This window comes from uncultured Rhodospira sp. (genome assembly GCF_937138205.1).
GTDB lineage: Bacteria > Pseudomonadota > Alphaproteobacteria > Rhodospirillales > Rhodospirillaceae > Rhodospira.
Genome location: NZ_CAKZOT010000022.1, coordinates 1 through 11,887 on the forward strand (window position 1 = coordinate 1; position 11,887 = coordinate 11,887).

General features: G+C 65.6%; 5 protein-coding genes. All 5 read left to right on the forward strand.

All coding sequences use genetic code 11. The features are described 5' to 3' along the window. The coding region (locus Q0309_RS02345) for a radical SAM protein (RefSeq protein ID WP_299437049.1) at positions 1-1,340 on the forward strand (1,340 nt) is incomplete at its 5' end. Between the two features lie 75 nt (positions 1,341-1,415). Beyond that, positions 1,416-1,601, forward strand: a complete 186-nt coding sequence (locus Q0309_RS02350; RefSeq protein WP_299437056.1) for a hypothetical protein — start codon at positions 1,416-1,418, stop codon at positions 1,599-1,601. A gap of 482 nt (positions 1,602-2,083) precedes the next feature. Continuing rightward, entirely contained in the window at positions 2,084-2,530 is a 447-nt protein-coding gene (locus Q0309_RS02355; protein WP_299437058.1) for a hypothetical protein, read from the forward strand. A 17-nt stretch (positions 2,531-2,547) separates the two neighbouring features. Next, positions 2,548-2,988, forward strand: coding sequence for a phosphate-starvation-inducible PsiE family protein (locus tag Q0309_RS02360; protein WP_299437060.1), 441 nt, complete (start codon positions 2,548-2,550; stop codon positions 2,986-2,988). A gap of 112 nt (positions 2,989-3,100) precedes the next feature. Continuing rightward, positions 3,101-11,725, forward strand: coding sequence for a glucoamylase family protein (locus Q0309_RS02365; protein WP_299437062.1), 8,625 nt, complete (start codon positions 3,101-3,103; stop codon positions 11,723-11,725). Positions 11,726-11,887: the final 162 nt, after the last annotated feature.

Below are 11,887 nucleotides of genomic sequence, written 5' to 3' on the forward strand. Positions count from 1 at the left end.
TTGTCATGTTTGGCCGCAAACCCCGGACAAAAAGCCTCTGGCAAGTGGAGCAGGAGTTGGACGAACTCCGTCGCCTGGGCGCGCGTCAGGTGTTCTTCGTCGACGACAACCTGATCGGCAACCCCCGCCAGGCCAAAGACCTGCTGCGATTTCTGGACCACTACCAGAAACGCCACGGCTACAGGTTCAGCTTCGGGACCGAGGTCTCGCTCAATCTGGCCCAGGACGAGGAGATGCTCGATCTGTTGCGGGCCGCCAATTTCGGGTGGGTGTTCATCGGCATCGAGTCCACGGACCCGGTCAGCCTGAAGGAAACCGGCAAGACGCAGAACCTGCGTGAGGACCCCCTGACCGCCGTTCGCCGGATTTATGCGCATGGCATCGACGTTCTGGCCGGCTTCATCATCGGCTTCGACAACGACACCCTGGACACCTTCGAAGCCCAGTACCGATTCATCACCGAGGCCGGCATCCAGTCGGCCATGGTCGGCCTGCTGACGGCGCTGCCGCGCACCCCCCTGTATGAGCGGATGCAACGCGAAGGCCGCCTGATCGAGACCGACACGACCGGCGACAACACCGGCGCGACGACCAACATCGTGCCCAAGACCATGACCCTGGAGACGCTGGTCGAAGGCTATCAGGCCCTTTATGCGCGCCTGCTCACGGGTCCCGAGATCGGTCGCCGCCTGCGCAACAAACTCGCCTACCTGCGCAATCCGATCTATGGCAGCGGGTATCCCCTGCCCCAGCGCCTCGCCATCATCAGCCGCCTGTTCGTCAGGGGGATCGCACCGGGAGGGTTGGGGCACATCGTGCCCTTCCTGCGCACGGTTCCGCTAAGGTTCCCGGGCCAGATCCCGCTGATGATCTCCGACTGGATCATCGGCCTGTCGATGCAACGCTTCGCGGCACGACAATTGGCCCCGAAAGAGCGCGATGTCCCGGGTATCGAGGGGCGCATCGCGGCGTTCCGGTCCGCCGTCGCGCGCGCGATCGAGGCGGGGCGGGTTTCCATCACCCTGAGGCACGGCCCGATCACGCGCGTCGTTGTCTCGTTCACCGGGTTGATCGATCGGCGGATCGTGCTGGCAAGCGCCCGCTATCTGTCCAGGCTTCTCATGGAGACGCAAGCCAGGCTGACACTGCGGTTTCACGCCCTGGAGCCGACACGCCTGAACCAGGTGGATCGCCTGCTGGATCGCCTGAAAGCCTATGGCGACAGGGTTTCCATCATGGCGGACGACCACCTGTGGGGCCGGCTTGCCGTCGATACGTCCGTGTTTCATCTCGTGCTGCCGGACCGGACACCCCATGCGGTCGGCCGTGCCGGCGCATGAGACCAGCGGCGGATGAGTGTGACTCATCCGCCGAGCCGGCACCCCTGAACCAGAAAGTGAAAAGGAGACCAGGACATGGAACGCCAACAGATCAACACCGCCCGCACGGACAAGAACACGCCCGTTACGGAGGCGGAAATGCGCTGCGCCGGAATCACGCGGGTTCCCGCCGACGTATTCCGCTATCGCGAGTACAAATACACGAACCTGAAAGATGCCATGGCCCAGGCGAAACGCGATGCCGACGCGAAGCAAAGTTAAGAACAGCGAGTCGCCGGCTGGATCGTTTCGGGGCGCTCGCCCCATCGCCCCCTCAACCAGGGAGGGGCCGAAGCGTTCGACATGGAACCTGATAATGCAGCCAACTGTCGGACGCGCGTACAGACGCGCGGACCCGCCTGTTGTCACCGCCAACACTCAGCGCAAGGACCTCAGGCCATGGGATCGCAAAATAATGAGACTGCGGGCACAGGAGAGGCCCTTTCGACGGAGTCTGCCACGCAAATCAAGTGGAACCGGATCGTCCTTTCGCCCGTGGACCCGTTCTACGATTTTTACCGAAGGTACGGCAGCATGAAGAATGCTCTTGAGCTGTATAAAAGACTCAATCAACAAAATCACGACTCCAATCAGCCCTCTTCTTCCGAAACATAGTGAAATTAATACACTACCCTAAACAGAGAAACACGTGGAGTGAAAATATCATGATAGAACCCAGAAACAAATCGAGACAACATCCGAAAATGAACGACAACGAGAAGGACCGCCTCGCGTACGAGAGAATTCTTTTGCAATCCCTTGTCGCCCATTTGTCCTGGACAGAACCACGGTTCGTCAATCACCTGAGGGAACGGTTTTTTGCACCCATGGCGGAGGTTCTTCGGGGCCACGACCGCACGGCCGCCGATGATCGTGGCGATGCCTTCATCCGGTCCATCCTGCGCATTATCGACAGACCCACCCCCGAGATCCAGGACGAAGCGCAAGTGGAAGCCGCCGATACCGCAGGTGATGGCGGAACACTTCTTCCCAAATCAGCCAGCTTTACAAAAAAACTTCAGGCGGACAGAGTTGAGATTATAGAAGTAGATGAGGCATGGGAAGTTCGGGTTGACGGCATATTTTGGGGCGACTACTTCGACCAGGAAAGCGCCCGCGTGGCTGCGGAGTTGGTAAGGCAGTCTCTTTAAAAAAAGGATATATAAAAATGAGCCGCGCCAAAGAAAATGATTTAGAAAATAATGATATTTCCAAATCCGCTCGCTCAGAGCGCGTCGATGAAATAGAGCGAAACATAGCACATTATACATTCCACATAACGGAAAGATTATTTCTTATTGTCATACTAATGATGACGATAAGCGGGGTTGCCGTAGAGATATATCATATGTACATTGTCAAGATAATCGGATTGCCCGATATACTTCTTATGTTTCTTTATATCGAAGTTGTCGGAATGGTGTCTGTTTATTATTCAGATCGCCGCTCCGTATTCGTATACCCTATTTTTATCGCGATAACTGCACTGACCCGATTGATCATTCTCCAGGGAAAGGAAACTGCGCCGGAAAGCGTACTCTTCGAGGCCATTGCCATTCTTCTGTTGTCTTTGTCGGCCATCGTTATTGTCCGCATGAGCAGAGACTGATGCGGACGACATTGGCACTGACGGTGTTGAGGAAAAAGGGAACGGCGTCGCGAACCGGCGATCCGTTGCCCACTGCGGACAATGTGCCCGAAGCCTGCCTGGAACAGACCGCATGGGGCGCATGCGGGCCGAAGCCGACGCCCAAACCCACCTGGAGGACCCCTGGACCATGCAGTCTCTACGGCAACCCGGCATCCGCTGGCGTCCATCCTCCACCCCCCTCTGGGTCGGACCGGCTCCCATCCGGGAGGAACGGTTCGGCCTGGACCGTCTGGAGCGGCACGCGGAAAGCCTTGCCGTGGCCCAGCAGGTCACGGCATGGCCACCAAGGGTCCCGCCGCTGGACAGACGCCTGAAAAGCAACGCGGTCGCGTTGTTGGCCGATTATCGGTCGAGTGCCGCCGAAGCCGAAAAGAGGGGCGATATTGTTCCCGCGGCGGAGTGGCTGCTGGACAACTATCACCTTGTCGAGAAACAGATCCGGCGGATCCACGACCATCTGCCCGCCGGCTATTATCGCCAATTGCCCAAACTGGCCGCGGGTCCCCTCGCCGGATATCCGCGCGTGTTCGGGCTGGCCTGGGCCTTCATAGCCCATACCGACAGCCATATCGATCCGCTGACGCTGCGCTGTTTCATCAAGGCCTACCAGCGCGTCCAGCCGTTGATGATCGGCGAACTCTGGGCGGTCGCCATCACCTTGCGCATTGTCCTTGTGGAGAACCTGCGTCGGTTGTCGGCCCAGATCGTTCTGGGGCGGTCGGAACGGGCCGACGCGGACACGTTGGCCGACCGACTGCTGGCCTCGGGCGGCGCAAAGGCGGCGCTGGACGCCGATATCGCCACCCGCGCCGTTGGCCCCCTCTCGGAGGTCTTCGCCGCGCAACTGGCGAAGCGGTTGCGGGACCAGGACCCGACGATGACGCCCGCGATCGGATGGCTGTCCGAACGCCTTGAGCAACAAGGGGCGTCCATCGAACAGGTTGTCTCCCGCGCGCAACAGCGCCTGGGATCCTCCAACGTTTCGGTCCGCAACGTCATCAACAGCATGCGGCTGATTTCGGACATCGACTGGACGGAGTTTGTCGAGAGCATCAGCTTGGTGGATGAACGGCTCCGCGCCGCCAGCAATTTCGCCACCATGGACTTTCCGACGCGCGACCTTTACCGGGCCGCCATAGAGACCCTCGCCAGGGGCTCTGTGCTGTCGGAAGGCGACGTCACGGACCACGCCATCCGCGCCGCCGACGAGGCAGCCCGAACCGCCCCCACACAGGGCATGGCCGAACGGGTTGGCGATCCCGGCTTTCATTTGATCGGGCACGGCCGCCGCGCACTTGAGCAGGCGATCGGGTTCCGTCCGACGTACCCGGCATGGCTCGGCCGCCTGGGTCGCGACATGGGGCTGGCCGGGTATGTCGCCGCCATGGTGGTCATGACCCTGCTGGTTCTGGCGCTGCCTGTCTGGAGTCTCTCCCTGACCGGGCTGGGTTGGGGCGGACTGGCGGTCTTCGCCATCCTGGCAGCCGTTCCCGCCACCGAAGTGGCCACCGCCCTGGTCAACCGCCTGGCGACCTGGCGCCACCGTCCGATCATCCTGCCGGGGCTCGAGCTTGCCGCGGGGATTCCAGGGTCTGCGCGCACGCTGGTGGCCGTCCCGACGCTTCTGACCCGCGAGACCGATCTGCGCGACCAGATCGAGACCCTGGAGGTGCATTATCTGTCCGGCTCGGGTGGAGACATCACCTTTGCCCTGCTGTCGGACGGGGCGGACGCCGATCATGAGGTCGTTGACAGCGATGCGGACCTGCTGTCCGTCGCCGTCGAGGCGATCGCCGCGCTGAACAGGCGACATGGCCCCGGCCCCGCCGGCGACCGCTTCCTGTTTCTGCACCGCCACCGCCGTTTCAACCCGAAGCAGGGCGTGTGGATGGGGTGGGAGCGCAAGCGCGGCAAACTGGTCGAGTTGAACCGGCTGCTGCGCGGGGCCACCGATACGTCCTTCGCGGCCGTCGGCGGGGTGGCGCCCCATGTGCCCGACGGGGTGCGGTATGTCATCACCCTGGACGCCGACACCCGGCTGCCGCGCGACGCGGCGCGTCGGCTTGTGGGCAAGATGAGCCATCCCCTGAACCGGCCGATCCTGGATCCGGCCCTGCGGCGGGTCACGGACGGGTATGGCATTCTCCAGCCGCGCGTCACGCCGTCGCTGCCCCGGGGCGCGGAAGGCTCGCTGTTCCAGCGGGTGTTCTCGGGACCGGCGGGCATGGACCCTTACGCGGCGGCGGTCTCCGACGTCTACCAGGATGTGTTCGGAGAAGGATCGTTCGCCGGCAAGGGCATCTATGACGTGGATGCGTTCGAAGCCGCCATGTCCGGCCGGGTCCCGGAAAACGCCCTGCTCAGCCATGACCTGTTCGAGGGCCTATGGGTGCGGGCCGGGCTCGCCTCCGACATCGAGGTCGTCGAGGACTTTCCCAACCGCCATGACGTCGCCGCCAAACGCCAGCATCGCTGGATCCGGGGCGACTGGCAGCTTCTGCCCTGGGTGTTCGGTCACTGGACCGGACTTGGCGCGCCGACACCGCTCGGGCGGTGGAAAATGTTGGACAATCTGCGGCGGTCGCTCCTCGCGCCCTTCCTCCTGTTCGCACTGGCGGCCTGCTGGGTGATGCCGACGCCGGCGGCCTGGATCGGGATCGGGTTCGTCTTGGCGGCCATGGCGCTGCCCGCGTTCCTGCCGAGCGCCTTTGCCATCCTGCCCCGGCGCTCCGGCCTGACGGCGCGCAGCCATTTCGACACCCTGGGCAAGGGGGTGTGGCTGGCGATGGTGCAGGTTTTTCTCTCGGTCTGTTTCCTGCCCGACCAGACCCGGCGCGCCTTCGACGCCATCGGCCGCACCGTATGGCGCCTGTTCGTCACGCGCCGCGATCTCCTGGAATGGACGACGGCGGCGACATCGACGGCGGCGCCCCGTCTGGACCTGCCCGGGTTTTACGGAACCATGCGCGGCGGCATGGCGCTCGGCTTGATCCTGGCGGCCGGAGCCGTGGTGATCGCGCCGTCCTCCTGGCTGTTGATCCTGCCCGTCGCCGTGTCCTGGGCGGCCATGCCCGCCATCGCGTACCGGATCAGCCGGCCGTCGCAGCGCGCGCGACGCCTTGTGGTGTCGGACGCCGACCGCGCCGCCTTGCGCCTCGTCGCCCGGCGGACCTGGCGCTTTTTCGAGACCTTCGTCACCAAGGCCGACTCTTTTTTGCCGCCCGACAATTTTCAGGTCGATCCGGTCCCCGTCCTCGCCCACCGGACCTCCCCCACCAATATCGGGCTGTACCTGCTCTCGACGGTGGCGGCACGGGACTTCGGGTGGGCGGGCACGACCGAAACCGTCGAACGCCTTGAAGCGACCCTGACGGCCATGGACGGTCTGGCACGCTACAAGGGCCACTTCTTCAACTGGTACGACACACGGGATGGGCACGTTCTCGATCCGGCCTACGTTTCGTCGGTCGATAGCGGAAATCTGGCGGGCCACCTGATCGCGCTTGCCAATGCCTGCGAGGACTGGGCGACCCCGGCGCCGGGCAAGCCGGAGGCACCGAACGCGCCCGAGGCGGATGCGCGGGCCGGCCTGATGGACACCGTGCGCCTTGCCCGTCTGGCCATCGCCGATCTGCCCGCCCCACCCCGGGGGCAGGGGCCGACCGTCGCCGCCAGTCTTGACGGGATCGAGACCCTGCTTGATGGGGCCCAGGGCCTCGACCTGGTCTTCGCCCCCCTGAACCGCCTTGCCGACAAGGCGGCGGAGGCCATTCGGGACAGTCTGCCCATGGCGGACGACGACGACTTGGCATCCGATCCCCTGTTCTGGATCGACGCCCTCAGGACGGCCGGCCTGAGCCATGCCCGGGATCGCCGTCTCGGCCACGACGCGGCGCGGCATCTGTCGGACCGGCTGAGGGAACTCGCCGCGCAGGCCCGCGCCATGGCCATGGCCATGGACTTCACGGGCCTGCTCAACCCGGAAAGGATGCTGCTGTCCATCGGGTATTCCCTCGCGGACAACGGACTGGACGCGAACTGCTATGACCTGCTGGCCTCGGAAGCGCGGCTGGCCAGTCTGTTCGCCATCGCCAAGGGCGATGTGCCGACGCGACACTGGTTCCGCCTGGGCCGGGGCGCCACGCCCATGGGCGGCGGGTCGGCCCTGATCTCCTGGTCCGGCTCCATGTTCGAATACCTTATGCCGTCGCTGGTGATGCGCGCACCCATCGGCAGCGTGCTTGAGCAGACCAATCGGCTTGCCGTTGCGGCCCAGAAGGGCCATGCGCGCACACTGGACATCCCCTGGGGGGTTTCGGAATCCGCCTTCAACGCCCGCGATCCTGAGCTGACGTACCAGTATTCCAGCTTCGGCGTGCCGGGACTCGGCCTGAAACGGGGGCTGGCCGGTGACGCCGTGGTCGCGCCCTACGCCACCGCGCTTGGGGCGATGGTCGATCCGCACGGGGCCCGCCGCAACTTCGACCGGCTGGCAGGGATGGGCGCCCTGGGACGCCATGGCTTTTTCGATGCGCTGGACTTCACCCGCTCGCGGATCCCGGAGGGCGAGACGGTCGCCATTGTGCGCACCTTCATGGCCCACCACCAGGGCATGACCATCGTCGCCCTTGCCAACGCCGTCACCGACGGCCGGATGCGCGACCGGTTCCATCGGGATCCCATGACAAAGGCCTGCGAGCTGTTGCTTCAGGAGCGGGTCCCTCAGGATGTCGCGGTCGTCCGTCCGGATCTGGAGGGCATGAGGACGCCCGTCACCGCCATCGCCTCCGGGGGGGCCGCGCCCCGCCGCCTGAGCGTCGCAGCCTCCGGCGCACCGATCACGCACCTGCTGTCGAACGGTCGTTACGCGGTGATGCTGACGGCCACGGGCGGCGGCTACAGCCGCTGGGGCCCCATCGCTTTGACCCGCTGGCGCGAAGACGGCGGACCCGACGACGGGGGCACGGTCATCGTCCTCAGGGACCGTGCCACGGGCAAGCGCTGGACCGCGAGCGCCAGTCCGGCGGCCGGCGAAAGCGGACGCCCGGGCGAGGTCCTGTTCAGCGAGGATCACGCCCAGTTCACCGGCCACGACGGGACCCTGACGACCACCATGGACGTTGTGGTCTCCGGCGAGGATGACGGGGAGGTGCGCCGGGTCTCGCTGACCAACAGTGGCTGGCGCCCCCGCGACATCGAACTGACGTCCTACACCGAACTGGTTCTGGCGCCGGTGGCGGCGGACGCGGCCCATCCGGCCTTTTCCAGGATGTTCGTCCAAACCGCGCACCTGCCGGAATTCGAGGCCCTGACCGCGACCCGCCGGCCCCGATCCCCGGACGATCCGGGCGTCTGGGCGGCCCATTTCGCCGTCGTCGAGGGCGACATCGCCGCCGATCCCGAATTCGAGACCGACCGGGCGCGTTTCCTCGGCCGGGGCACCAGCACTCTGGCCGGCGCGGTCGCGATGCGGGACGGACGGGCGCTGTCCAATACCGTCGGCACCGTTCTGGATCCGGTCTTTTCCCTCAGGCGCTGCGTGACGATCCCGGGCGGGTCCGTCGCCCGGGTGTCGTTCTGGACCGTGGTGGCCTTCACCCGCGCCGCGCTGCTGGACCTGATCGACAAGCACCACGACCGGAACGCCTTTGACCGGGCCAAGACCCTGGCCTGGACACAGGCGCAGGTGGAACTGCGGCATATCGGCATCGGCGCGGCACAGGCCGCCGATTTCCAGACCCTGGCCGCGCCAATCCTTTACCAGGACCCCCGGTATCGGATGTCGGTGGAGGCGATCAGCCGCGCCGCCGGGCCGCAGTCCGGGCTCTGGCCCCTGGGCGTCTCCGGGGACCTGCCCATCGTCCTGCTTCGCATCGACGATTCGGCGGACATGGCCGTGGTCGGCCAGATGCTTCAGGCCCATGAATACTGGCGCATGAAGCAGGTCGCCGTTGACCTGGTGATCGTCAACGAGCATCCCGCCTCCTACATCCAGGACCTTCAGGCCGCGCTTGAGGCGGCGGTCCGCAAAAGCCAGTCGCGCCCACGTCTGGGCGAGTCCGTCGCGGCGGGCGCGGTGCATGTCATCCGGCGCGATCTTGTCCCGCAGGGGACGCGCGACCTTCTGGCCGCCACCGCGCGTGTCGTTCTCCATGCCCAACGCGGATCCGTGGCCGACCAGATCGCACGGGCCGAGAGGCCCGCTGCCGGCGTGCGGCCCAAGGCCGGGTATCCGGACGCCCGACCCTCGCAAGGGCCGCCCCGGTCCGCGCCCGGTGGCGCCGACCTTGAGTATTTCAATGGCTTCGGGGGCTTCGATCGCGAAGGACGGGAGTATGTCACGGTCCTGACGGGCGACGAGACCACACCCGCGCCCTGGATCAACGTGATCGCCAACGCCGAGTTCGGCTTTCAGGTGTCGGCGGAGGGCGCGGGCTACACCTGGGCCGTGAACAGCCGCGAGAACCCGTTGACGCGCTGGTCCAACGACCCGGTGACCGACCCGTCGGGCGAGGCGATCCTTGTGCGGGACGACGGAACCGGGGTGGTCTGGAGCCCGATGGCGCGGCCCCGGCGCGATGGGGGGACCTACGTGGCGCGCCACGGCTTCGGATACAGCCGGTTCGAGCACGAGGCGGAGGGCGTGGCCCTCGACCTGATCCAGTTCGTTCCGCGCGCCGACCCGATCAAGATCTCGCGCCTGACCCTGCGCAACCGATCCGGCCAACGGCGGCGTCTGTCGGTCACCGCCGCTGTCGAATGGATGGTCGGCATCGCGCCCGGAACCGCCTCCCCCTTCCTGCTGACCGGCCGCGACGACCAGACCGGGGCGATTTTCACGCGCAACCCGTGGGGACCGGGGTTTCCGGATCGGGTCGCCTTCACCGACCTGGGCGGACGGCAGACGAGCTGGACCACGGACCGCGCCGCGTTTCACGGGGACGTCGGCGCGCCGGCGTCGGACACGGCCGGCGTCGTGCTCGACCGCTGTGTGGCCTTGACCACCGCCATCGATCTCGCGGACGGAGAGGAGACCGACGTCGTCTGGTTCATGGGCGAATGCGCCTCGGACGCCGACGCCCGCGCCCTGATCATGCGGTCCCGACGCGCCGATCTCGACGCCGTCCTGGCCGCCGTCACGGACCATTGGGCCGGGCTGCTGGGGGCGGTGCAGGTCAGGACGCCCGATCGCGCCATGGACATCATGCTCAACGGGTGGCTGCTCTATCAAACCCTGGCGTGCCGCATCCTGGCCCGGTCGGGGTTCTATCAGGCCAGCGGCGCCTATGGCTTCCGCGACCAGTTGCAGGACGGCATGGCCCTGACCTTCGCCTGTCCGGAGGAGGCGCGGACCCATCTGCTGCGCGCCGCCGCCCGGCAGTTCATCGAGGGCGATGTGCAACACTGGTGGCTGCCGCACTCCGGTCAGGGCACGCGGACCCGCATTTCCGATGACCGGATCTGGTTGGTCTTCGCCGTCGCCAGCTATGTGATGACCAGCGGGGACGCCGGGGTCCTGGACGAACCCGTGTCCTTCCTGGCGGGGCCGGGCCTGAAGCCGGGCGCCCATGATGCCTTTTTCACGCCGACGCTCTCGGATCGGCAGGCGTCGCTGTTCGAACACTGCGCCCTGGCCCTCGACCGGAGCCTGGCCCTGCTGGGGCCGCATGGCCTGCCGCTGATGGGCACGGGCGACTGGAACGACGGCATGAACCGGGTCGGAGAGGACGGTCAGGGCGAAAGCGTGTGGCTGGCCTGGCTGATGGCCCGCACCGTCGCACTGTTCGCGCCCCTCGCCACGGACCGCGGCGATGCCCGCGCCCAGGGGTGGCGGGATCAGGCCGCCGGGATCGTGGCGGCGGTCGAACGCGAGGCCTGGGACGGCGACTGGTACCGACGGGCCACCTTTGACGACGGCACGTGGCTGGGCACACGGGACGGCGATGCCTGCCGCATCGATTCCATCGCCCAATCCTGGGCTGTCCTGTCAGAGGTGGCGGACCCGGACCGCGCCGCCCGCGCCATGGCCGCGCTGGACCGGCATCTGGTCCGGCGGCAGGACCGTCTGGTTCTGCTGTTCACCCCACCCTTCGACTCAACCACGCACGATCCCGGCTACATCCGGGGCTATCCCCCGGGTCTGCGCGAGAACGGCGGCCAGTACACGCATGCCGCCATGTGGGCCATCCTCGCGTTCGCCAGGCTGGGCGATGGCGCCAAAGCCGCAGAGCTGTTCGCCATGCTCAATCCCATCACGCACGCCCGACGACACGACGATGTCCAACGATACAAGGTCGAACCTTATGTGGTCGCCGCCGATGTCTATTCCCAACCACCCCACGTCGGACGCGGCGGGTGGACATGGTACACCGGGTCGGCGGCCTGGATGTACCGCGCCGGGGTCGAGGGCATTCTCGGCCTGCGGCGGGAGGGGGGCGACCTGGTCGTCGATCCGCGGATCCCGGAGACCTGGCCCGGGTTCGAGGCCACCGTCACCGTGGCCGGAACCCGCTGCGACATTCGGGTGAAGACCGCCCTTGCCTTCACGGAAGACCAACCCTGCGTGGCCCTGGATGGCGCCCTGATCGCCGCCGGCGCCGGCGCCGCCCGTATCCCCCTGGATGGGTTGCCACATGCTCTTGTCATCACGCTGACAACAGAATCCGCTCGGCCCCAATGCGACGGAGGCCATTGACGAAGATATGTGGCTGAAAAATCGGCATCTTTCCGCATAAAAACAATGTGATGAGTTAAAAAACAAAGGATATCACAAAAAAATGTCCCGAAGCTTAACGATTCCTGCAACAATACGTATTGGGAAATGATTTAGATTATCTTTCTGGTTGGCGTCCGCAAC